20 protein-coding genes and 2 pseudogenes are annotated in these 23,268 nt (G+C 69.9%); 10 read left to right on the top strand and 12 right to left on the bottom strand.

Features of this window, described 5'->3' with window-relative positions; genetic code table 11:
* Window positions 1-111 precede the first annotated feature (111 nt).
* The 3 genes from ACWCXH_RS33095 to ACWCXH_RS33085 form a co-directional block, all read right to left on the bottom strand.
* Window positions 112-1,029, bottom strand: a complete 918-nt coding sequence (locus tag ACWCXH_RS33095; protein WP_449805197.1) for an NADP-dependent oxidoreductase — start codon at window positions 1,027-1,029, stop codon at window positions 112-114.
* A gap of 388 nt (window positions 1,030-1,417) precedes the next feature.
* Window positions 1,418-2,497: a DUF1259 domain-containing protein gene (locus ACWCXH_RS33090; protein WP_449805196.1), complete on the bottom strand. Its 1,080-nt coding sequence runs from the start codon at window positions 2,495-2,497 to the stop codon at window positions 1,418-1,420.
* Between the two features lie 313 nt (window positions 2,498-2,810).
* Window positions 2,811-3,026 carry a hypothetical protein gene (locus tag ACWCXH_RS33085; protein ID WP_449805195.1) on the bottom strand — a complete coding sequence of 72 codons (216 nt, stop codon included), beginning with the start codon at window positions 3,024-3,026 and terminating at the stop codon, window positions 2,811-2,813.
* Window positions 3,027-3,244: 218 nt separating this feature from the next.
* Between ACWCXH_RS33085 and ACWCXH_RS33080 the strand changes: the two genes are divergently transcribed.
* Window positions 3,245-3,919 carry a hypothetical protein gene (locus ACWCXH_RS33080; RefSeq protein WP_449805194.1) on the top strand — a complete coding sequence of 225 codons (675 nt, stop codon included), beginning with the start codon at window positions 3,245-3,247 and terminating at the stop codon, window positions 3,917-3,919.
* A 264-nt stretch (window positions 3,920-4,183) separates the two neighbouring features.
* Here ACWCXH_RS33080 and ACWCXH_RS33075 read toward each other — a convergent pair whose 3' ends face one another.
* On the bottom strand, window positions 4,184-4,603 hold the full coding sequence (locus tag ACWCXH_RS33075) for a hypothetical protein (RefSeq protein WP_449805193.1): 420 nt from the start codon (window positions 4,601-4,603) through the stop codon (window positions 4,184-4,186).
* Window positions 4,604-5,138: 535 nt separating this feature from the next.
* Window positions 5,139-5,288: pseudogene (locus tag ACWCXH_RS33070) on the bottom strand (TetR family transcriptional regulator); the annotation flags it as partial.
* 316 nt (window positions 5,289-5,604) lie between these two features.
* Here ACWCXH_RS33070 and ACWCXH_RS33065 point away from each other — a divergent pair.
* Window positions 5,605-7,035, top strand: a complete 1,431-nt coding sequence (locus tag ACWCXH_RS33065) for an amidase (RefSeq protein ID WP_449805192.1) — start codon at window positions 5,605-5,607, stop codon at window positions 7,033-7,035.
* A gap of 395 nt (window positions 7,036-7,430) precedes the next feature.
* Here the strand turns inward: ACWCXH_RS33065 and ACWCXH_RS33060 are convergent, their stop codons facing one another.
* The 3 genes from ACWCXH_RS33060 to ACWCXH_RS33050 all read right to left on the bottom strand — a co-directional run bounded on the left by ACWCXH_RS33060 (window position 7,431) and on the right by ACWCXH_RS33050 (window position 10,137).
* Window positions 7,431-8,129 (bottom strand): SDR family oxidoreductase, encoded by a 699-nt coding sequence (locus tag ACWCXH_RS33060; RefSeq protein ID WP_449805191.1) that lies wholly within the window; start codon window positions 8,127-8,129, stop codon window positions 7,431-7,433.
* 397 nt (window positions 8,130-8,526) lie between these two features.
* Window positions 8,527-8,844, bottom strand: coding sequence for a hypothetical protein (locus ACWCXH_RS33055; protein WP_449805190.1), 318 nt, complete (start codon window positions 8,842-8,844; stop codon window positions 8,527-8,529).
* A gap of 48 nt (window positions 8,845-8,892) precedes the next feature.
* Entirely contained in the window at window positions 8,893-10,137 is a 1,245-nt protein-coding gene (locus tag ACWCXH_RS33050) for a hypothetical protein (protein ID WP_449805189.1), read from the bottom strand.
* Window positions 10,138-10,511: 374 nt separating this feature from the next.
* Between ACWCXH_RS33050 and ACWCXH_RS33045 the strand changes: the two genes are divergently transcribed.
* The gene (locus ACWCXH_RS33045) at window positions 10,512-10,835 is read left to right on the top strand and encodes a hypothetical protein (RefSeq protein WP_449805188.1); all 324 of its coding nucleotides are present in this window, start codon (window positions 10,512-10,514) and stop codon (window positions 10,833-10,835) included.
* Between the two features lie 251 nt (window positions 10,836-11,086).
* Here the strand turns inward: ACWCXH_RS33045 and ACWCXH_RS33040 are convergent, their stop codons facing one another.
* Entirely contained in the window at window positions 11,087-13,153 is a 2,067-nt protein-coding gene (locus ACWCXH_RS33040; RefSeq protein WP_449805187.1) for a multicopper oxidase family protein, read from the bottom strand.
* Window positions 13,154-13,363: 210 nt separating this feature from the next.
* On the opposite strand from ACWCXH_RS33040, the gene ACWCXH_RS33035 reads away from it, so the two are divergent.
* From ACWCXH_RS33035 to ACWCXH_RS33010, 6 genes and pseudogenes are all read left to right on the top strand, one after another.
* Window positions 13,364-13,738, top strand: coding sequence for an ArsR/SmtB family transcription factor (locus ACWCXH_RS33035; protein WP_449805186.1), 375 nt, complete (start codon window positions 13,364-13,366; stop codon window positions 13,736-13,738).
* A complete protein-coding gene (locus ACWCXH_RS33030) occupies window positions 13,735-14,481 on the top strand; it encodes an aquaporin (protein ID WP_449805185.1) in 747 nt (248 codons plus the stop codon). The genes ACWCXH_RS33035 and ACWCXH_RS33030 overlap by 4 nt, the downstream gene beginning before the upstream one ends.
* Window positions 14,482-14,526: 45 nt before the next feature.
* Entirely contained in the window at window positions 14,527-14,946 is a 420-nt protein-coding gene (locus tag ACWCXH_RS33025) for an arsenate reductase ArsC (RefSeq protein ID WP_449805184.1), read from the top strand.
* Window positions 14,943-15,202, top strand: a pseudogene (locus tag ACWCXH_RS33020) (N-acetyltransferase family protein); the annotation flags it as partial. The gene ACWCXH_RS33025 and the pseudogene ACWCXH_RS33020, both read left to right, overlap by 4 nt.
* Before the next feature lie 91 nt (window positions 15,203-15,293).
* Window positions 15,294-16,745, top strand: a complete 1,452-nt coding sequence (locus ACWCXH_RS33015) for an amidase (protein WP_449805183.1) — start codon at window positions 15,294-15,296, stop codon at window positions 16,743-16,745.
* Between the two features lie 428 nt (window positions 16,746-17,173).
* The gene (locus ACWCXH_RS33010; RefSeq protein WP_449805182.1) at window positions 17,174-18,235 is read left to right on the top strand and encodes a phosphatidylinositol-specific phospholipase C domain-containing protein; all 1,062 of its coding nucleotides are present in this window, start codon (window positions 17,174-17,176) and stop codon (window positions 18,233-18,235) included.
* Window positions 18,236-18,486: 251 nt separating this feature from the next.
* Here ACWCXH_RS33010 and ACWCXH_RS33005 read toward each other — a convergent pair whose 3' ends face one another.
* Complete coding sequence (locus ACWCXH_RS33005; protein ID WP_449805181.1) at window positions 18,487-19,137, bottom strand: hypothetical protein; 651 nt, start codon at window positions 19,135-19,137, stop codon at window positions 18,487-18,489.
* A 580-nt stretch (window positions 19,138-19,717) separates the two neighbouring features.
* On the opposite strand from ACWCXH_RS33005, the gene ACWCXH_RS33000 reads away from it, so the two are divergent.
* The gene (locus ACWCXH_RS33000) at window positions 19,718-21,025 is read left to right on the top strand and encodes an eCIS core domain-containing protein (RefSeq protein WP_449805180.1); all 1,308 of its coding nucleotides are present in this window, start codon (window positions 19,718-19,720) and stop codon (window positions 21,023-21,025) included.
* 489 nt (window positions 21,026-21,514) lie between these two features.
* On the opposite strand, the gene ACWCXH_RS32995 is transcribed toward ACWCXH_RS33000, so the two are convergent.
* Together ACWCXH_RS32995 and ACWCXH_RS32990 are read right to left on the bottom strand one after the other, a co-directional pair.
* The gene (locus ACWCXH_RS32995) at window positions 21,515-21,829 is read right to left on the bottom strand and encodes a hypothetical protein (RefSeq protein ID WP_449805179.1); all 315 of its coding nucleotides are present in this window, start codon (window positions 21,827-21,829) and stop codon (window positions 21,515-21,517) included.
* Window positions 21,830-22,106: 277 nt separating this feature from the next.
* Window positions 22,107-22,769, bottom strand: a complete 663-nt coding sequence (locus tag ACWCXH_RS32990; RefSeq protein ID WP_449805178.1) for a DUF4097 family beta strand repeat-containing protein — start codon at window positions 22,767-22,769, stop codon at window positions 22,107-22,109.
* Window positions 22,770-23,268: the final 499 nt, after the last annotated feature.

Below are 23,268 nucleotides of genomic sequence, written 5' to 3'. Positions count from 1 at the left end.
ACGTCGGCACGGCCCGTCGCTCGGGCCGCATTCCCCGGGACCCGATCCGCGACGACACCCGGATCGCCGTGGAGGCGCCGCCCTCGTTCGCCGGGCCCGTCGCCCGAGTCCTCACGGACGAACGCGAATGATCGTCTTCCCCTGGCGTCGCTCGGTCGGGTCGAGGGCGGCGACGGCATCGTCGAGGGTCGCGACGTTGCCGATGTTCGTGCGCAGTCGTCCGTCCCGCACCCGCTGGACGATCTCACCCAGTTGGGCACGATCGGACTCGACGACGAAGTCGATCGCCAGGCCGTGGGCGGGCCGCGCCTCAGGCGGCCCAACGACGGTTACCAGTGTTCCTCCGACCCGGATCAGGCCTGCGGATCGCTTCTGGATGTCGCCGCCGATGACATCGAAGACCAGGTCGACTTCGCCGACGTCTTCCAGGGTGTCGTTGTCGAGGTCGACGAACTCCATTGCGCCGAAGTCGAGTGCCTTCTGACGGTCAGCGGCACGTCCGGTGCCGATGACGTAGGCGCCGAACTCACGGGCGAGCTGCGTCACCATCGTCCCGACTGCGCCGGCCGCGCCGTGCGCGAGGACGCTCTGCCCGGCCTGGAGATGGCCGTGCTGGAACAGTCCCTGCCACGCGGTGAGGCCTGAGATCGGCAGGCTCGCGCCCACGGTGAAGTCGACGTCGCCCGGCAACGGCGCGAGGTTGCGTGCCTCGACGGCCGCGTACTCGGCGAGGGTGCCGTCGCAATACCAGTCGGTGAGGCCGAACACGCGCTGTCCCACCGAGAGACCCGCCGTGCCGTAGCCGAGGGCGGTGACCACCCCGGCCAGCTCATGTCCGGGGATCGACGGTGTTCGGTCGCGGCCGAGGCGATCGGTCCAGGTCGAGGGCCACGCCATCTCGGTCGGAACGAATCCCGACGCATGAATCCGAACGACGACATCGTTGATCGCCGGCTCCGGCTCGGGCCGCTCCGTCAGCGTCATCCCAGCCGTTCCTGCGGCCTGGTCCGTCACTACGATCGCTTTCATTTGGACACCTCTCTGTATCAGTCCTCGCCCGCACGGCGCCTACGGTTCATGAGTGTCAGTGGTGTCAGACCTCGGCGTCCTACCCCGCTGATCGGCACAGGTGTGGAGCGAGGACATCATTGTCAAGCGCCGCTTCGAACCGGCTCACCGCTTCCCCGGCACGGGCGCACCACTGCCGCATCTGCTCCGCCCATCGCGGAAGAGTCGGTGATCGCCCTGTTCGTGTCGGTTGGAGGGGCAACTGTCGTCCGGTTGGGCGGCAGGTCGGGGCCGACCAGCGCGAAACCGTGCCCGGACGGGCACACGGCCGACCCCGCACAGCCACGATGGGGTCGCCGAGGAAGCGGTTCTCGTGGCCACGGCCCATGGGCCGCTGCCGTCAGGCCCGCTACTCGCCCCCTCCTGCCCCATGGGCGGGTACGGCGTTGGTGGCGGCCACCGCACCGTGCAGGGCCCGCGCAATCTTCACGGCGTCGCCGACGGCCCAGACGTGGATGAAGAACATGCGGGGCGAGTCGACCAAGCCGTGATTGTGCAGTTCGACGATCCCGATCCCGTCGCGCTGGAGTACGGCCAGCACATGCTGCGCCTCCCCGGCCAGCACGGCGACATCCCCGCTGAGCGCAGCGCGGCCTCCCCCCACCGGCTGGAAGCTGAAGGCCGTGGTCGCCCCGGACCCGGGCGGCAGGACATAGCTGCCGTCGGTGATCGTCTCGCGGCGCAGGAAGGCGGACTTGTAGACACTGCCGTAGACAGTGCCTGGGGTGCCCAGGGCGGCGTCGATGCCCGCCGTGTCCAGCTCCAGCTTCTTCGGGTGAGTCGTCGAGGACTTGGCGGGCGGCGTGCCCGTGTGGGCGAACGCGGCGCGCAGGCCGCGGGCCAGGGCCAGGGCGTTCGGACCGTGTCCGTGCGTATGGATCCACACGAGACGGGGAGTGTGAGCGGGCAGGTGGTTGTGAATGGCCACCTGCTCGATGCCGTGTGACTGCAGCGCGCCGATCACCGGGGGCAGTTCCGCCTCGGTGACGGCCAGTTCTCCCATGGTCAGGGTGGTGTTGTCGGCATAGCGGATGAAGGACACGTGCGAGCCGACGGCGAGTTCCGGCGACACGGTGACGCCGTGGGAGACGACATGCAGGTCGGTGCGCGGGAAAGCCGTCCGGTAGATCAGGTTGCCCAGCATGCTGCCCTTGCGGCCCAGCTCTGCCGCGACGTGAGTCCAGTCCCCCGCGACGCTCTCAGCCGGACGCACCAGCGCGCCGGCCTCCCTGCCGTCAGTGCCCGCCTCATCTCCGCGGGCGTGGTCCGGGTCGCCGTACGCCCCTTCGTGCAAGGCGTCCTGCCCGGCACCGACGGCCCGTCCCGGCAGTGCCGCGAATGCCGATCCCAGCATGGCCGTGGTCAGGACGCGGCGTCGCGATGCCCCTGCGCCTGTTCCGGTCGGTCCCGGCCCCGCTTCAGTAGCCACGTGTTCGCCTCCCGACGTGCCGCGTCGTGAAATCAAAACACCGTTCGTCGTGCGGACGACGATTCGACACACGCGGACCGACCGATCCACCCCGGATGATGGCGTCCCGCGAAGTGGTCCTACCGGACCGCGGGCGAGCGGATCGCGCTGGTCGCGGTCTGCGCGCTGGCCGCGGCGATGCCACGCGCGGTGCTCGGCGAGCTGGAACGGGAGCTGCCCGCCCTGGCCGCCACGATGGACGCCCCCCGTGACAGCCGGCGTCCTGTGACAGATGATCTTGACCGTTCGCCAAGCGATTTTGACCGCCGGGCCATCAGCGGCAGATCCAGTAGCTGTTGCGGGCTGGGTGCCTGCGCCGCTCACCGGTTGGGCGAGTCACCACGATGTCGCCGTCCTCGTATGAGACCCGGTCGCCCGCCGCGACGAACATCGGCCTGTTCAGTCCGACATGGAAGTCGGAGTGGAGCGAGAACTCACTGAGCAGCAACATTCGCGGCATTGGGGTGACCCCGTCGAAGTTCACACGCACGAGCCGAGTATTTCGGAGGATCCGGGACCGCCGCCACAGGTTTCCGGCCCCTCAGCATCCGCTTGCAGGGCAGGCTCGACGGCCGGGCCCGGACGCTCTCACGGCGCCCGCCCAGGTACGCCGTCGGCACACTTTTGAGTACGGATACTCAGGCCCGCCGTGGACCGCGTTTCTAGGCTGGCCGCGTCGTGATCACCGCTGAATCGGGGGAGACGAGCATGTCCGGCAAGAGCGAACTCAAGAGCTTCCTGGGAGCCGCCGGCTGCGGTGCGGTGACGCTCGTCGTCCTCTTCTTCGCCTTGCCGTTCGTCGGCTGGATGATGGTGGGTCCCGACTCCCCCGACGACCCCGTCGACCGGTACGACGTCAAGGCCGCCGACTTGCGCGACGACGGCGAGAACTTCCTCCGCCAGACGACAGCGGCCATCGGCCCCGGCCTGGTCTTCCACGACAGCGGATACCAGATCCAACGCGACGAGCCGCGCCAGCACGGCAAGCAGAGTCCGTCGTCCCATGTCCATCGGACTCTGAAGACGCGCACCGTCGTCCTCGTCGGGCACGAGGCCGAACTGGAGCGCCGCATCACGGACGCGTGGCTGAGGATGCGGTGCCCGCTGACCACCGTCGACACGATCCCGGAGAGCGGAATCGCCGGCGCCGACCGGATTCTCCGCACCACCGACCCCAACGGCCTCCGGGCCGAACTCTCCCTCCAGGAAAGTCGGATGAACGAACCCGGCCCGCGCACCGTCCGGGCGACGATCACAATCAGCCAGGACAGCGTCCAGTACGCCCCCGACGAGTACGGCGACCTGGCCGCCGACCACGTGCCCGGGTCCCGCCCGGGCGACCCCGCCGACGCGACCGTCGACGACCCGTACTGGTCGCACTGAGCTCCCCAGGGCCCAGCAGGCCCACCCCGCCGAGCAACTCCCGATCCCAGTCGCTTCAGCCCCTGACACCGCGCTGAACCGCACAAAATCACAGTGCCCGACAGGGCGGCAGAGCAGGGACGAGGAGATCTCGGCCACACGGGAGCTCGCCGACGACGCGATAGGCGCCAACCAGCCGACCAGCTCGTCCAGTTGGCGCCCAGTGGGGCCCTCGGAACCGGCGAGCGCGCCCGCCGGCTCCGAGGACCGCCGTTGCCCCTGCGCTCAGGAGACGTTGACCGTGGCCCGCCACGTGTAGATGATCATCGGGCACACGGAGCCCGGGTCCGGCACGCACCTCCGCTGCGCCGTGATGTCGCTCGCCCCGGTGGCGATGGCACTGAAGGTCGCGTCCGCGTCGCCGAGCGTCGAGTTGCCGCCGCCGGTCCGGAGCAGCACGCTCGTCGACGTGGCCGTCGGAACGGTCCAGACCCACGTCAGGCTGCCATCGCGCACGGCGCCCAGGTGCACCTGAACCACGTCCCCGCTGGCCACGTTGAAGGTCCCGCCGCCGTCCGCGGCGGAGAGAGAGACGGTGTTGGTCACAGCCTGCGGTTCCGCCGTCGCAGCGGCGGAGGCGGTCACCGTGGCCGCCGTCAGGGCCAGGCCGACGGCGGGAACGGTCAGCAGACGCGTGATCTTCACGAATACTCCCTGTGATAGAAGGATTGCGCTATTGATCCTTACCGTGACATGTCAACTTCGTGACAACGAAGAGGAGTTCTGGCCATCCGGCAACGCACGGGGCCGATGGGACAGCCCGCACCCACGACGTGGCACGCCAGAGCGCCGGTCCGCCCGACGAAAAAGGTCGGACGGGCCACTCCGCAGAGTCGACGGGCGCAGCTCAGGGATCGTGCAAGCCCCGCAAGACCGGCTGAAACCCGGGGGTGACCGGTGCAACGGGCACCCCGCCGCATCGCACCCGAACGAGCGAACGAAGGCCCGAGCGAGCGGACGAAATAGGTGGATCTGAAACGCAAGAATCCGCGGCGAGAGGTCCGCCTCGTCCACTGCCGTCGCGTGCAGCGCACCCGAACAGCCGGCGCCCCGGGCCGTACCGCCATCTCCGAGCGGACCATCCATTGAGCTGGTCAAGGGTGTGGGGAGGGTGGGGTCGAAGAGCGCGGGTGAGGGCTTGCCCGCGGTTGGACGGCGGGCCCGAATGGTGGACGGTGAGTCAGATCGCGGGTCGGCGGGCCGGGACATTCAAGGTGGTGTGCCCCGGTAGGACGTGCCGCTCCCAGAGGTTGCCCAGGTGCGCGTGCAGGACGTCCTGCGCCTCTTGCGAGGTGAGGCGGCCGATGAGGACGTGGGCGGTGAGGCCGTCGGCGAGGGCGAGGGGGGTGTGGGCCTCGCGCTGCGGGTCGACGGGCGCAGCGCGTCCGGTCTCTCGCCGACTTCCCGGATGAGCTGGGTGAACGCCTCGCGCAGGGCTGCGTGGCCGGCCTTCGGCGCGTCCGTGAGCGGCTCACTGACTACGGCCTGCGCGACAAAGGCGGCGGTGGCGCCGGTCCTCGTGATCAACCTGTCTGGGCATGCCCGGGCCTCCGTCAATCGATGCGTTATTCGATGCGGGCGTATCGGTTCCCGGGCTACAGTTCCGATGCAAGCGCATCGGAACGTGGATGGGGAGGGCGAGAATCATGGGGGATGCCCTGTGGAAGCTGCCGGCTGCCGCGCAGGCGGAGGCGGTGCGCGGTGGTGAGGTCTCCGCCGTTGAGCTGGTGGAGAGCCATCTGGAGCGCATCGCCGAGGTCAACCCGGAGGTGAATGCGGTCACCCAGCTCCTCGCGGAGCGCGCCCGGGAGGCCGCCGAGTGGACGGACCGCCAGCGGGTCGCCGGCGAGGAGCTGGGACCCCTCGCGGGGGTGCCGTTCACGGTGAAGGAGTCCACGGCCATCGAGGGCGTGCCGACCACGTTCGGCACCCCGCGCTTCCGCGATCTGGTGGCACCGGCGGACGCGCCCCCGGTGGCCCGGCTGCGCGCGGCCGGGGCGATCCCGATCGGGCACAGCAACATGCCCACCCTGATCGTGGCCGGGATGCACACGCGCAGCGAGCTGTTCGGGGACACGGTCAATCCCTGGGACCGCGGCCGGACTCCCGGCGGATCGAGCGGGGGTGACGCGGTGGCCGTCGCCACGGGCATGGTTGCGCTCGGGCTCGGCAACGACTCCGGGGGATCGGTGCGGATTCCGGCCCAGTTCTGCGGGGTGGCCGGGCTGAAGCCGACCGCCGGCCGCTTCCCTGCCGACCATCGGATCCTCGGTGCGGACGACCCCGGCCCCGCCTCCCAACTGCTGGTCACCGACGGCCCGCTCGCCCGGAGTGTGGGTGATCTACGGCTGGCGTACGAGGTGTTGGCCGGCACCGATCCGCGGGACCCGCGGGCCGTGCCGGTGCCCGTGTACGGCGAGTCCCTCCCCGGGCCGGTGAAGGTCGCGGTCGTGGCGGACCCCGGCGGGCGCGGCGTCCACCCCACGGTGCGCGCGGCCGTCGCGACCGCGGCCGACGCGCTGTGGGACGCCGGGTACGACGTGCGCGAAGTGCCGGACGTGCCACGGCTGGACGAAGCGCTCGACGCCTACGGCCGGATCACCGTGACCGAGTTCGCCCCGACCTGGCCAGTGGTGCGCAAGCTGCTCGGCGAGGGCGGCGACCGCTTCATCGGGATGACGATGGAGCAGACCCCGCCCGCGAGCGCGGAGGAGTTCATGAAGCTCATGGGCGCCTGGATGAACATCCGCCGTTCCTGGGCCGAATTCCTCGACGACTACCCGCTCCTGCTCGGCCCGTCGTTCACCGAACCGCCCGTCGAACCCGGGCTGGAGTCGCGCGACCGGGCCGGACGGGACCGCGTCGGGTCGGGAATGCGCCTGTGCACCGTGACCAGCTTCGTGGGCGTGCCTGGGGTGGCCGTGCCGACCGGGATGGCCGACGGGCTGCCATCCGGAGTGCAGATCGTCGGGCGCGCGTTCCGCGAGGACCTGTGTTTGGCCGCGGCCGAGGCGATCGAGGACCGGCTCGGAGTTCTCACACCGGTCGACCCGGGCTGGGGCGTTCGGGCTGATTGAGCCCCCGGGTCGCGGCGTCCTCGCGCTCTGGGCCGGCTGTTGGGTGCTGGCCACGCGCAGAGCCGGGGCCGCGGCGAGGAGCACAGGCAGCGGGCCGAGGCCAGCATGGTCGACACCCTCGGCCTCCTGCTCGCGGTGACGGTCACCGCAGCGGATGTCGGCGACCGCGCCGCCGCCAGGTCCTGCTCGCCCAGGTCGCCGCCGCGCACCACCTGCTGGCCCTGGTGGCCCGGGGCTGGCCGGCCGAGCCGGCTCCGGGCCGGTTTCGGCCCAGGCGACGCCGTCGTCGGTTTAGGCCGGCGGACGCTCGCTCCCGGCACGCCTTCGGCCGGCGCCGCGTGGTACGCGGCGAGGGCCGAAGGAGCCTTTGTCGTACGGTCGTTGGGAGCGCTGCGTCAGCCGAGCTGGCCGGTCGGGCGCACGGTGATGTGGTTGATGTCCACGCCCACGGGCTGGTTGATGGCGAAGGCGATCGTGTTCGCGATCTGCTCGGGGGTCATCGTCGGCGAGGCGTCGGGAGTGCCGCCGCGCTCGTTCCAGAACGGGGTGTCCACCACCCCGGGGGCGACGACGGTCACGCCGACTCCGTCCTTGCCGACCAACAGCCGGGTGTTCTCGGCCAGCGCGTGCGCGGCCCACTTGGTGACCGAGTACAGGTTGCCAGGCGTGTTGCGCACCCCGGCGACCGAACCGATGATCACGATCCGGCCCTTGGACTCCCTGAGGTGCGGCAGGGTCTCCCGCACCAGCAGGGCCGGGCCCAGGACGTTGGTGAGGACCATGGCGCGCATGTCCTCGGGGGCGTGGCTCTCCAGGTTGCCGGGCAGTGAGAAGCCGGCGTTGGCGATGACGTTGTCCAGTCGGCCCCACACGTCCACCACGCGGCGCACGGCGGAGGCGACGTCGTGCTCGTCGCTGGTGTCGCCGGTGATCGTCAGCAGCCGCTCGCCCGCTCCGGCCGAAGCGGCGAAGGCGGCCAGCTTGTCCGCGTCACGTCCGGTGACGGCCACATGGTGGCCCTGCTTGAGCAGGACGCGGGCGGTGGCGGCGCCGATTCCGGTCGAGCCACCGGTGATCAGCGTGACGGATTCCATGGGACGGCCTCCTAAGCGTGTGGTCATCGGGGGCTCCCGCAGCGTCCTGGATGTCCGCGAACGCGAGGTGGCGCGTCAAGTCGACGAACTCCCCGCCGTCGGCCCCCCGAAACGCCTGCACTATACCCAGCGATCTTCCCGTCGAGCCGGTCCACCGTCGCTGACCGGCCACGACCTGGTCCCGAGAGCCATCCTCGGGGCCGGGTCGGCCCGAACCGATCCCTACTCGCGTCCGCTCTGCCATCTCGCGCCTGGCGGTCCAGGAACTTGACCAGCCCTCCCCGTCAGCTGGCGCGCCACCACCGGTGCCGCATAGGAGGCACGAGCCGACAACCTCGGCAGCATGGCCAAAGAAGCCGACGCCCCGGAAAGCAGCACCGACATCTCCTCCGTCCACTCAGCCGAACACCCCACCCGCGGCGACAGCTTCGCGATCGTCATGACCGGCACCGAGTTCGGGCCGGTACGGCTGCGGTACGAGCCGTACGACCAGGCACTGCCCCTCCCGCTGGACGGGTGGGACGACGTGGTCGAGGTCAGCATGCGCCTCACCGACGCGACAACCATCCACGGCCCGATCCCCGACGACCGCGTCCGCGCGCTGCCGCCCGTCAGCCACCGCGGTGCCGGAACCTACCGGATCCGTGTCCACACCCGCGGTCGCGACGCCGCCAGGGACCTCGGCGACATCGACGGCACCCCCGTCGAAGACCACCTCCTCCAGGCCTGGCCCGCACCCCGGGCCCGGAAACCCGCCACAAACTCACCGACCAGTACCGCCGCTACGACCGGGACAACGCCTGAGCTTCAACCACCCTGGCCGACGGCAGCCATGGCAACACCGCCGTCGGCCACGCACCCGGAGGCACTCCGCAACTGCAGTGACGCACGATGCTGCCGAGGCGCCTGATGCGCCGAGAGTCGGATGAAACGCCCAGTCAGCGCGACCGAAGGTGTCCGTGGCACCTGCTGCGGGGCATGCCGAAGCCCCGATGCTGCGTGGCACCGGGGCTGGTCGGCTCGCTGTCGGACCACCCGGTTCCGCTGGGTTCGGGGCAGTCCGGTTCATGGAGTTGTCAGTCCGGCAGGCACCCCCGTACGTCGAGGCCGCTTCGACGTACCGGGATATGGCCGTACCCGGGCTCTCGCGACAGCCGGTGCAGTCGGCGATGAAAAGCGGGCTGCCCCAGCAGTTGGTGGGCGAGTTGCCACTGACGTCGGTGGCGACCAGACGGACGCTGCCGGCGACGTTCGTGATGCCGCCGGGAGCACTCGCGGCGGTGTTCGCGTTGACGTGGGACTGGTAGAGGTCGACGGATCCGCCGCCGAGGTTGGCGATCCCACCGGCGGTGTTCGCCTCGTTGCTGTTGATCTCGCTGTCCTGGATCCGCAGGATGCCGGCGTTGGCGATCCCGCCTCCCTGTACGCCGGCCACGTTGCCGGCGACGTGGCTGCGGATGACAGTCGTGCTGCCGTCGTTGGTCAGGCCTCCGCCGTTCTGCGTCGCCACGTTGCTCACGATGCTGCTGTCGACGATGGTGGTGTGCGCCCCGAAGGTAGTGCCGATGGCGCCCGCGAAGTCGGCGCGACTGTTGCTGATCGTGCTGCCCGTGACGGTGAGAGTCCCCGCGTTGGCGATCCCTCCGCCGAAGGTGCCAGTGCCGTCGCCGTTGGTGATGAACGCGTTCCGCAGGTTGAGATCGCCACCCCCGTCGACGACGAGAATGCGGAACGCCGACCCGGACGACCGGGTGATCGTGCTGCCGTTGGCGTCGATGACGACATTCCCGGTGATGTCGGGCAGCGGCGCGCTCAGGGCGTAGGTGCAGCCCGAGGCGAGGACGAGGGTGTCTCCCGTGGCGTTGGCGGCGGTGATCGCTGCGGCGAGGAGACCCGTGTTGCACGGGACGGCCGTCTGCGCGGCAGCCGGGGAGCTGGAGACGCCAAGGCACACGATGCCGAGGCACAGAGCCTGCGCCAGACGCGCCGCGGGCTTGAAAGCGGACATATCTGCTCCTTCGGAAGGCGAGCGGGGGGCTCGCTGTTCGTCCAGTCATGGGCATCCTGGGGATGACGCCCTGCCCGAGAGGACCAAGCGAGGCATTCCCCTGACCCCTGGGGAGAGCGAGTCACCGCCGGCGCACATCTTCGCCGCGTTGCCGCGCTCACGCACCCACAGCAGCACAAGCCGCCTACCTGGGGAAGCAGATCTCCGGAAGTGACCGTAACTCGGGGCGATGGAACCAGGATTCGCCAACAAAGGTTCGCCAACTAACAGATTTAGTGCCTGATATGAGGTCGCGCCATAGTCGCCCCGGTCCGACAGACACCGATGGGCTCGCAAGGACGGAGATGTCCGCACCTCGTGCTATCCGGACTTGTATGACAGATGCGACGTACTCCGAATTGCCAGGAGCTATCGATGAGTTCGCCGGAAAGGTGGACCTGCATGAGCAGGTGGCCCACCTGCACAGCCTCATCGCGCCCCCGCTCGACCGCGTTGGACAGGAGGACGAGGAGTTGAGCGATGAGCCCGTGCTCTCGATCCCGGACGCGGTGCGCGGGATCCGCAAAGCTGCTACTGGGGAGCCGATCGATGTCGACGCGGTCCGTGAGCAGCTGACCGAAGTGGGCTTGTGCTACTCCGAAGCCCAGGACCTGGAGCGACACGTTGTGTTCCGGCCGGCCTACGCGGCGGCGGCCTGACCTCCCAGCAGGCATCGCCCCAGCGCCTGGGCCGACTCGCCAGGTCACAGTGGACCATCGAGAGCCGGCTCCACCTCGACGATCGCCGAGGTCACCAGCCCGCTCGCGCCCGGCGACAGCCGGCCTTGAGCGAGCCCGATGAGCTACCTCGGCAGAACGATCGCCGAACCCAGCACCGCAGCCACCAGGGCAGCCGGTCGCAGACTCCTGCTTCCTTCATCCCGCCGCCGAGTGAGCACCGCTGAAAGATCTCAATGGCCGCGCTGATCAAGCACCTGCAACGGCCGCATCATTTCATTGTCCTCGTGGTCAATAATGTGACAGTGCCAGACGTACCGACCCGCAATGTCAAAGCGAACCTTGACGCGGGTGATATAACTTGGCAATGCGATCACAGTGTCCTTATATCCGCCTTCCCCCGCCTGCGGGGGTGACAACACGCCGCCCGTGATGGCTTGGCGGCCGAGGACCTGGAATCCGATCTGATGGATGTGGATAGGGTGTGCGTCGCTGGTGAAGTTGTACAGTTCCCAGATTTCGGTGTCGTCCTTCACCGGCGTCTCGGTGACCGGGTCCGACCACAGGAGCGGAGTGGCTGAGCCACTTGACGCAACCGTGCCAAGTGTGTCCATCGTGGGCGCTCCGGTGAAGTACACGGAGTCCTCCTCGTTGAGCGACAGCTTCCCGACCGTTCGGCTGTCGGGAAGCGCCGGGACCGGAGGAAGCACGATCTGTGACGGCGGGACGCTGGTATCGGTGGAGGCAAGCGGAACGACAGTGAATTTCATGACCTGCCCGGTTGTCGCGATATTCGCTGGCGTGAAGTCGGTGACCGGTGTGCCGCCTCCGTACGCCTCGTCCGGGCCTTCGTTGATCAAGTAGAGCCCGGTGCCAACTGGGGTTCCGGTGAAGTCGACCACCACGTCGGCGCGCTCTGCGGGAGCCAATAGGAGTTGATCCAACCGGACCGGGGCCGGCAGGAATCCCTGGTCGTTTCCGATCTGCCAGAAGGGCAATGCGGGGCTGACGGGGCGGGGGGCCGTGGCATCAGTGACGATCTTCAAGATGAGAGTACGGGCGTTGCTTGCGTTGAGGATGCGCAGACGGTACCGCCGCGGTTCCACGTTGAGCACCGGCCAGGTGTTCCCGTTGACGACCATCGTGGTGCCGAAGAACTCCGGGTTCCAGATGGGCGAAATATCGGTATAGGGGATCCACGGACCGTCCGGCGGGGTGTCCCCGAAGTATCCGCGACTGCTGGGGAAGAACAACGACCCGTCCGCATTGAAGGACTTGTCCTGAACTACCAGGGGGATTTCGTAGGGGCGGGCACCGTGGGCACCGTCTCGCCCCGATGCCGGCCCCGGAAGTACTCCCGAGGGGAGATCAGCAGGCCCGCCTCGCAGCAGGTAGAAACCGGCAAGGCCCGCGTAGACATTCACCCGAGTCATGCCCAGAGTGTGATCGTGGTACCAGAGAGTTGCGGGACGCTGATCATTGCCGTACGCGAACGTTGCCGACCCGGGGCGCCAGCGGACGCCGTAACGGTCACGGAACTGCTCGGCGAACCGATCGTAATAGGTACCTACGCGAGCATAGTCACGAGGAATATCACGAGATGCCGGCAGGTACCAGGCCTCGGGGTATCCGTCACTCTCTTCTCGACTGTGCCCACCGTGCAGATGGGTCACAATGGGCACCGGTCCCGTGTACGGCCCGGGAGTGGTCGAGAAGGTAGGCCGTGAATCACGTCCGGCTCGTCCGCCAGGAGGGTTTGCCCAATGCAACGTGGGGTCCACAGTGCATAGATGGGGCAGAAAGAAGCCGCGCGAGGTGACGAGGTCGTTTACCCATGTCACGGAGATCGGCCGATCCACACGGGCTTCAATGGTCAGGCCTGGCGTGTGAAATGATTGCTCGTGGCCCACAGCCCCGTAGCCCCAGGCCGTGGTGGCCGGCATCCCGATTGGCAGCATTTGCTGTCGGAACTGACGGATCGCGATGCGGTAGGAATCCCGACCCTCGCTGGGCATTTTATCGAGAAGAAATAGCGGCGTTCTGTACTTGGGGACGGATGACGGATCGAGCATGCCTCCCGATGGCTGCAAAGGATGCGGCTGGTGCCGACCGTGTCGAAAAGCACCCGACCCGGCCGGAGAATTGACTGCGTAGGCACGCCCGTCCGCAAGTGCGCCGGCGAAACCTACGGCACCGACTGTCGCAACCGTGGTTCTGAGCAGCTTGCGTCGACTCGGCAGGGAACTCCCGGCGATATCGGCAGCCTGCGAATTCTCCAGAGGATCGGTATCCTTGATCACGCTCGAATGATATGTGCGCGACATGGAGTGCGGCGTTATCTCTGCCCGGTGACACGCCCCACCCCCTAAAGTCCGATCATTCGACTATTGCTACAGCGGCAGATCTCCCTTCCAGTGATCGAAGCCGATCACCCCGCGCTTCGATCAGCTGCCGCAAGCGCATCCCGCAGCAGCGTTGCCACCCGCATAGATGACTGTCAACATAGACGTATGTCGAATCTGAAACTTGAGGTGCTCGGCCAGGACGACGCGGCCTCGTGCTGCTCGCCGATGGTCCGCGAGCCCCTGGGCGAGGACGCCGCCGTCGACCTGGCGAAGATGTTCAAGGCCCTCTCCGACCCGGTGCGGCTGCGGCTGCTGTCGCTGATCGCCTCGCATGAGGGCGGCGAGGCCTGCGTCTGCGACCTGACCGGTCCGTTCGACGTGTCGCAGCCGACGATCTCCCACCATCTCAAGGTGCTGCGCGAGGCCGGATTGGTCGGTTCCGAGCGCCGAGGGACCTGGGTCTATTACTGGGTGCTGCCCGCCGCGCTGGCCAGGCTCTCCGCCCTGCTCCAGGCGCCGGCCGCCGGAGGGTCCAGATGACCGAGATGGCGCCGCTGGGCCGCCGGGCGGCCGTGGAGTTCGTCGGGACCGGCGCGCTGGTCGCCGTCGTGGTCGGCTCCGGCATCCAGGCCACCAAGCTCTCCCAGGACGTCGGCGTCCAGCTGCTGGCCAACTCGCTCGCGACCGTGTTCGGCCTCGGCGTGCTGATCCTGCTGCTCGGCCCGGTCTCCGGTGCTCACTTCAACCCGGCCGTAACCCTGGCCGCCTGGTGGGCCGGCCGGCGCGGCGGTGAGGGGCCCGGGCTGCGGGAGGTCGCGGCCTATGTTCCGGCCCAGACCGCCGGGGCGATCGGCGGGGCGGTGCTCGCGGACGCGATGTTCGCCGAGCCGCTCGTGGCCTGGTCGACGCATGACCGGTGGGCGCCGCATCTGTGGCTGGGCGAGGTCGTCGCGACCGCCGGCCTGATCCTGCTGATCTTCGGCCTGGCCCGGGTCGGCCGCGCGCACTTCGCCCCGGTGGCGGTCGCCTCCTTCATCGGCGCCGCTTACTGGTTCACGTCCTCGACCAGCTTCGCGAACCCGGCGGTGACGATCGGCCGGGCGTTCACCGACACCTTCGCCGGTATCGCCCCCGCCTCGGTGCTGCCGTTCATCGCCGCCCAGCTCGTCGGCCTGGCCGTCGGCGTCGTGCTGGTCGCGGTGCTGTTCGGCCGCCCGACCCCGGCGGCCGAGGACGTCGTCGTCCCGCATGGCGACCACCACCCGGCAGAAGCCGCCCGCTGACCCCTACCTCCTCCCGCCCGTCCCGAAGATCAAGGACCCACTTTCGTGAGCACTCCCGCTGTCCCGTCCGTGCTGTTCGTCTGCGTGCACAACGCGGGCCGGTCCCAGATGGCCGCCGCCTTCCTGACCCGCCTCGGCGGCGACCGGGTCCAGGTCCGCTCTGCCGGCTCCGCCCCGGCCGAGACCGTGAACCCGGCGGTGGTCGAGGCCCTGGCCGAGGTCGGGGTCGACATCTCCGCCGAGACCCCGAAGGTCCTGACCGTCGAGGCGGTCCAGGCCTCCGACGTGGTGATCACCATGGGCTGCGGCGACGCCTGCCCGTTCTTCCCCGGCAAGACCTATCTCGACTGGAAGCTGGAGGACCCGGCCGGCCGGGGCGTCGACGCCGTGCGCCCGATCCGCGACCAGATCGAGCAGCGGATCCGCGGCCTGCTCGCCGACCTCGGCATCCAGGCCCAGGCATGACCGCAGTCCCCGAATCGGTGCGGGTCACCGGCATGCTGCCTGAACACGCCGAACAGGTCCTGGCGATCCATCAGCTCGGCATCGACGGCGGCGACGCGCCCTTCGAGACCACCGCCCCGAGCTGGGAGGCCTTCGACGCCGCCCGCCTCCCCGAGCACCGTCCGGTCGCCGTCGACCAGGCGGGCCGGGTGCTCGGCTGGGCCGCCGTCGCCCCGGTCTCCGACCGTGCGCGTATGCCGGCGTCGTCGAGCACTCCGCCACACAAAACTGACGAGTATTGAGACATCCATCCTGTTGTGCGAAGCGGCATTTCATGGCCTGTTCCAGAGGCCGGTACGGTCGGATTCATGGAGTGGAATTTTCGGACGGCCGAAGAACTCGCGGCTGCCCTGCGTGCCGGTGAAGTGACCTCGGCGGAACTGACCGACGAGGCGATCGCCCGTATCGAGCGGGACGACAAGGCGATCAACGCGATCTGTATGCCGGACTTCGACCGTGCACGGGCCGCCGCGCGCGGTGCCGACCAGGCCCGCGCCCGCGGTGAGGACCGGCCGCTGCTCGGCATTCCGGTGACGGTCAAGGAGTCCTACAACGTCGCCGGGCTGCCCACGACCTGGGGCATGCCGCTGCACCGGAACCACATGCCGGCCGAGGACGCGGTACAGGTGTCGCGGCTCAAGGCCGCGGGCGCGGTGGTGCTCGGTAAGACCAATGTGCCCTTGGGACTGCAAGATATCCAGAGCTTCAACGAGATCTACGGCACCACTAACAATCCGTGGGATCACGGTCGCACGTCGGGTGGGTCCTCGGGCGGATCAGCGGCGGCCCTGGCGTCCGGGTTCGGCGCGCTGTCCATCGGCTCCGACCTCGCCGGTTCGCTGCGCACCCCCGCGCATTTCTGCGGCATCTATGCGCACAAGCCGACACTCGGACTGGCGCCAACCCGCGGCATGGTCGCGCCGCCGGCACCGCCATTGCCGGTCGACCTCGACCTCGCCGTCGTCGGTCCGATGGCGCGCACTGCCCGCGACCTCACGCTCCTGCTGGACGTCATGGCCGGACCGGACCCGCTGACGCACGGTGTGGCGTACGACATGACGCTGCCGCCCGCGCGCCACGAGCGGCTCGGCGACTTCCGGGTCTTGGTCCTCGAGGAGCATCCGTTCATTCCGACCGGGTCCGCTGTGCGGGCGGGCGTGAACCGGGTGGCCGACGCGCTCGTCGACGGCGGCGCCCGCGTCGAACGGCACAGTCCGCTACTTCCCGATCTGACCGAAGCCGCCATGCTTTACAGGCAGTTGCTGTTTTCGGGCTCTGCCGCACGTTTTCCCGTCGACTCCTACGAGCAGCTGCGGACCCGCGCCGCCGCACTGAGCCCAGACGACCAGAGTCTCGATGCGGCGCTGCTGCGCGGCATCGTGTTGAGCCACCGCGACTGGATCGAGGCGAACAGCCGTCGCGAGCTCCACCGTCACGGCTGGCGGCAGCTCTTCGCCGAGTTCGATGCCGTGGTGTGTCCGATCACGCCGACTCCCGCGTTCCCGCACGACCACAACCCCGATCCGAGGGAACGCCGGATCGACATCGACGGCGTCGAGTACCCGTACTTCGACCAGCTCGTCTGGGCCGGTCTGGCCACCATGCCCGGCCTACCCGCCACCGCCGTACCAGCGGGCCGGTCCCCCGAAGGTCTGCCGGTGGGAGTGCAGCTCATCGGTCCGATGTTCGAGGACCGCACCCCGCTGCGGCTGGCCGAACTGCTCGAGCAGAAGATCGGCGGCTTCCAGGCACCGAAGTAGGGCGTACTGCCACCCGAATTCCGCGGACGCGGCGTCGGCTCCGCCCTCATGCGCGAGCCACGGAAGATCGCCCGCGACGAACTGGGCTCGAGCAGCCTCGATCCCCTCTGGTTGCGGAGGCTTCCAGTGCGCTCGCGACGACCGGCACCGAGTCGTCGTAGACCCGCCAGCCGTCCTCGTTGTCCTCGCGGACCACGGAGCACCACCGGCCACCCCAGACCTGAACCGGCAGGCCCGCGCGCCGCCGCCTCGACCGCGAGGTGTGAGAGCCGTGCCCGACGGCCGGTGCGGCGGTGTGGTGCGAAACGGCAGTCGGGCTCCGGCGACAAGGATTTGACGTACCGACACCACCCAGCCACCGGCACGCGTTAACCTGCGGCGGCCATGCCAGAAAGGCCGACCCCGTACGTCCGCACCCCGGAGGACCTATGCGCTTCCTGTCAGCCCTCGCCCGCCGCACGCGTGCCGCCGCCACCCTCGCGGTCGCCGTGGCCTGCGCACTTCCCCTCTCCACCGGCACGTCCCACGCCGCCACCACCGGCGGACTCTCTCTCGCCTCCGGCACCTCCGTCGGGCTCCACAACACCTACAACGACACCGCCCAGTTCCCGTTCCTCGCCAAGGCCCTGGACGCCGGCGCCTCGCTGATCGAACTGGACACCTGGGTCGACCCGTTCACCCACGAGTGGAAGGTCAGCCACGCCAAGCCGCTGGGCAACCAGAACAACTGCGTGGACGCCAAAACCCCCGCCGACCTCTACCGCGGGGGCGCCAACAAGGACCTCGGCAGCTGCCTGGACGACATCCGGATCTGGCTGGCCGCGCACCCGGGCCACGCGCCCCTGATGGTCAAGCTGGAGCTGAAGGCGGGCTTCGACGCCACGGTGGGCCTCGGCCCCTCGCAGCTGGACGAGCTGGTCCACGCCCACCTGGGCAGCGACGTGTACCGCCCGGCCGACCTGCTGGGCGGCTACCCGACCCTGGACGCGGCCGCCCGGGCCGGCAACTGGCCCAGCCGCTCGGCGCTCGCCGGCAAGGTGATCCTGGAGGCGATCCCCGGGACCTTCGAGATGAAGAACCCCTTCGACCACCTGTGGACCGACACCGAGTACGCCCGGCACCTGGCCGCACTGCAGGCCGCCGGCACGCTCGCAACCGCCCAGATCTTCCCCTCGGTGCTCGGCGCCGCCGCCGGAGACCCGCGCACCCGCTACCCGGACCCCGCGCTGCGCCCCTGGTTCGTGGTCTTCGACGGCGACGCCCACACCTACGTGGACGGCGGCATCGACACCTCGTGGTACGACACCAACCACTACCTCCTGGTGATGACCGACGCACAGAACGTCCTGCCGACCCTCTCCGACACCGCGCCGAGCCAGGCCGACGCGACCGCCCGCGTCGCCCGACTCGCCGCCGCCCACGCCTCGTTCGTCTCCTGCGACTGGACCGGCCTGCCCGCCGTCCTGGGCGAACAGCTCGCGCGCGGCTGACCCTGGCACCTCCCTCGACTCGCCGACAGGAGGCGCCGGTCATCGCCGGGAGCAGCAGGCCGCCCGAGCCGCCGCCGGTGGTGGTGGATCGGACGGCCTGACCGAGGGCAGGGCCGATGGCCGGGCAGAGGTGGAGGCCAGCCGCGTAGGCCACCGGCAGCCACATCACCGGCGCCTGGTCGAGGTCGTCCTGCTCGGTGCAGGCGACCGCGCGGTGGAGGCCCGGCGGCAGGTGAGCGGAACGGCACGCTTCAGGCGCGGGTGCAGACGTGGGTCGTGGTGCTGCGGCCCGCGGCGTGGACGATGCGCAGGGTGGTGCCGTCGTAGCTGACGGCCACGCTCTCGCCCGCGTTGCCGCTGCCCGGAGGCTTCCAGGGCAGGGTGAGCTGGACGGTCCCGCCCACCGTGGCCGGGACGTTGAGGGCCTCGGGGGCGCTTTCCTGGATCAGATTGCCGGGGCCCTGGCTGATGGACAGCGACAGATGCCCACCGCGCAGCAGGAAGCTGCCCTCCCAGACGGCGTCCTTGCCGGCCGTACCGTCCCAGGCGATGGTCCAGCCGCCGTTGCCTCCCCCGTCGGTCTCGACCGTTACCCTCCCCTGGGCGGGCTTGCCCCGGGAGGTGGTCGACTGGACGGTCCAACTGCCGCGCACGAAGGCGTCGAAGGCGCGGTCGGCCACGGTGGGTCTGGCGGTCGTCGACGGGGAGGAGGGAGCGGGGGAGGCAGGCGAGTTGGAGGACTCGCCGCCGTCCACCGCCTTTCCGTCGCTGCCGTCCGCGGCCTTCCCACTGCTGCTGGAGCAGGCGGCGACCAGCGCGGACCCCACCCCCAGCGCCAGGTAGCGCAGAGCGTTACGGCGGCCTATGACACGTGCGGCGGCACCCAAATGACGAATGCTCATGCTCTCCCCGTCCCGACGAACTGTTGATCAACGGGGAGTCTAACTGGGCATGCCGTCCTGGGTTTTGAGAGTCAGGTGGCCACTTCTCTCTCGGCACCGCAGATCACGCTGGGCGCTTCCACCGCGGGCAGAGCCTCCCGTGCAGGACCCGCATCTCCCACCACGGATCGCCGGGCCTGCCGCGCCAATGCTGCTTCCACTCCCCCGCCGTCGCCACAGGCAGCCACAACCGGCCCAGGTCCTCCTCACGGACAGCGGCGCTCCGGGCACTCGGCGACCTCCGGCGGAACCTCCGTGGCAGCTCCCGCTCCGAGCCCTCGGGCCCTCCCGGAGAGCCCCGGTCACATCCGCGACACCCCGGTGCGCACCGCACCCCGCCCGGCCCGGCCCGCCTGCGCGGCCATACGAGCACCCCGCTGCGTCCCGCACGGCGAGCGGCCGGGCCAACGGTGATCACGACACTGGTGCGGACGCCGATCAACGGCCCCTGGTTCACGTCAGGGCCGGTCCGGGTACGAAACGCGTTGGGGTCGCGGCTCGGCGGCTGCGGGTGTGGACTCGATGTGGGAGGTGGGCGTCCATGACCATGGAGCGGATTCCCGGACGGTGGGCGACGTCGCGTTCGACGCCCCCTCCCGAGCACAGCCACCATCCGTCGAGCTCTACTGCTGCGGCACCCGCCTTCACCGCCGACTTCTGCGCGATCCCGGTGCGGTCGCGGACGATCCAGCGGTCACCGAACGGCGGGCATGCGGTCCCCGAGACCGCGCCCCCGATCGTCGGCCAGGTGCTCGCGATGCCCGGACGCCCGCTCGACGAGCGCACGCAGGCCCGGATGGAGGCGTACTTCGGCCGCTCGTTCACCGGTGTCCGGATCCACACGGACCAGCAGGCCGCGCAGTCCGCCGAGGCCGTCGACGCACGGGCCTACACGTTCGGACGGCACATCGTCTTCGGCCACGGGCTGTTCGCGCCCGAATCCCCGGTGGGACAGCGGCTGCTCGCCCACGAGTTGACCCACGTCGTCCAGCAGGAGTCCGCTCCGGACCACTCCGGCCCGGCTGCGGCCCGCATCGCCGGCCCCGAGTCCGACCACGCCGAGTGCCAGGCCCAGAGCACGGGAAACGCGGTCCATGCCGCGCGCCCGGCGGGAGTGCACCGACCGGTGCCGGCTCGCGGAGTCCAACGCGAGGTGCTCGGCACCAAGTTCAGCCACCCGGCGAAGGCCAGGTCCCCGTACAAGAAGATCACCGCACACTTCGACGGCGCCAGGTTCACCGTGTCCGGCGACGGCAAGCAACTGATGCAGGCCGACGCCCAGTCCGGCCGCCCCTACACCGTCCGCCCGGGCGACGCGGCCAAATGCGGCGGCAAACCGGACGACACCTACCTCAACAACCCACGCTACGTCGGCATCGCCGACAACGGCCCCATCCCGGAAGGGACGTTCCAGTTCGAGGCCACGCAATGGGCGACCTTCTCCAGGGTCGAACAGCTGAAGATGCTGCCCGGAGGCAACTTCACCGACCCCTTCGGCACCTCCCTGCACGGCGGCGACTGGGGAGCCGGCCGCGTGCCACTGAGCCCCGTCACCATCGTTCCCGCTCCCAAGGGCTGCGGCAATACCAAGACCCGCAGCGGGTTCTACCTGCACGGCGGCGTCATGCCGGGCTCCTCCGGCTGCATTGACATCGGCAACACCGGCGTCGACCGACTTCTCGCACTCCTCCCCGGGTACACCGGAAAGATCACCGTCACCGTCAAGTACACCGCCACTCCCCCCGACGTGGGGACGGTCGGCAGGGCTGTCGGGCGGTTCACGTACCCGAAGAAGAAGGACCCCTCCTTCCTGGACCGGCTCAAGGCCGGCCTCGGCCTGGAGGAATAGAGACACACCCGGCGGCAGAACGGCGATCAGGTCACCATCGTGCTCGGCTTCGATGAGCAGGGCCGCGAGGTACTGACCTGGATCAGCGGCGAATCCGGTCCGAACGGTTGGGCCAAGGTCGTCGACGACCAGGGCCTGATCATCCATGACGGGCTCGGGCAGCTCGCACCGGCCCGCGCCAATCTCGAGTGGCACCGAGCCGTCGCCCGCATCGAGGGCAACCACCACCTCAACTATCGTCGTCCCCGTCGGTGGCCCGGACCATCGCGGCGGACTCCTGGCCGCGGGCGACGCTCGGCCACCGCTGTCCCACGGTCCGCCCCACCATGGTCAACCGACACCGCCCACGACCCCCGGACGCGCTGCCGCCCAGAACGAGGACAAGGACCGCCCCGTCCACCGCCATCGCCCGCGGCGCACCTGAGCCGCCGGCACCCCGAGCGGTACCGCCCATCCCCGAACGGCCCGGCTCACGCTGCTCGGCCCCGGCTACTGGGCCGACTGGGCCGCCTCGTGAACCGGCTCGGCCTGCCCGCTGCAGAACACCTCCTGGACGAGCCTTCGCTGCGCCCGCTGGAACGCCTCGGCCGTGGCGGCGAAGTCGAGCTCGGCGTCCCCGGTGGTCAGCGAGGCGGTCAGGGTCCTGCTGCCGTCGGGCGTGCTGTACATCAGCGCCGCCCAGCCGAAGAAGCCGCCGTTGTGGTCGGTGCCGCCGTCCGTCTCCTCCACGAAACCGGAATCGACGATCTCCTCGATGGCCTGCTGCAGCTCCGGGCGGTCCTGGCCGGTGAGGGTGAGGGACATGACTGTGCTCCTTGTACGGGTTGCGTGGGTGATTCGTGCGGTAAGGGTCTGCCCGCCGGGGCGGCGACGAGGTGGTGCCGGCCGCCGAGGACGTGGGCGGACGAGATCGCAGGGCGGCGGACGCGCCGTGTTCGCCGTGCGGGATGCCTTCCGAACGCGACATCCAGGGCGTTCGGCCCGGCGGGCCCGCGGTGGTCAGGGTCCGGGTTGCACCTGCCCGTGATCTTGAGGGCACCTCGGACGGTCCTGTCTCGGGTGCTCCCTTGGAAGGAGCGGGTCAGAGGCTGCGGGCGGTGATGTCGCCGTGGGAGGTGGTGGCGCGGATGTCGAGGTCCACGGTGCCGTCGTTCTTGAGGGCGTTGCTGATCCGGCCGTAGGCGGTGGCGGCGTCCAGGGTGGCCGAGACGCCGGCGGCGGCGCCGACCGTGATGTCGCCGGACTGGGTGCGGAGCCGGACCGTGCCGCGCGCGGCCTCGGTGACCCGGATGTCGCCCCTGGCGGTGCTGATCTCCGCGGGCCCGGTAAGTCGACCGACCTCGACGTCGCCGTCGGTCGCCGTGAGGCGGACGCTCGCGGCCTCGTCGATCCTGATCTCGCGGTACGCACCGTCAAAAGCGATGTCGCCCAGGCGGCCGACGCCGCGCAGCTCACAGGCGGCGGCCCTGGCCTCGACGCTGGAGCCGGCGGGCAGTTGGACGGTGACCTCCACGGATCCGGGGCCGAGGAGCTGGTTCTTGGGCTCGGGGGTGTGGATCCGCAGGACGCCGTCGGCGTAGGCGACGGTGGTCTGCTCGGCGGTCTGGACGTCGCGGCTCTTGGAGGGGTCGGCGGGCAGGACCTCGACCACGGTGTCGGTGCGGTCGGCGGCGATGAACCGGACGCGTCCCGCGGGGACGGCCAGGACGGTGCGGACCGGGGCGGGGGTGTCGAACTTCTGCATGATGCTCTCCTGTGCTCGCTCGCTGTTTCTGAACGTTGACGATCCCCTGCCGTCCTGACACCGGACAGTCACCGCACTGACACCGCCCCTGACACGGTGCCACCTCAGGGAAACGGCAGTTCACCGGCAGTTCCTCGGCGACGGTGGCCGGCACGTCGGTCCGCCACCGCCGAGATCGACCAGGGCAGGTGGTCGTCAACCAGGCCCACCCCTGCGCTACCTGCTGACCGGCGCCCAGCTCCTGGCGCTGGAGGCGCGGCGCAGCGGCGACCTGCGTCCGGCGCCGGACGTGCGCGCCGTCCTGCCGCAGGCCTCCGGCTGCCTCGAATGCAGGCAGGGCACCGAGCACATCAGCTTCGCCGAGAGCCGCCGGCTCCAGCGGATGGCCGCACTCGGCGTGGAGATGGCGATCCCGGTCCCCGCCGCCGGGTTCGCCGGCGTGGCCGCGGCGATGGCGAGCCCGGTGTTGGTCCGGGAACGCGGCAAAACCGGACTGATT

It is taken from the genome of Kitasatospora sp. NPDC001660, from assembly GCF_053596725.1.
Note: the sequence above shows the minus strand (reverse complement) of the source record. Positions and strands in the feature narration are given on the sequence as shown.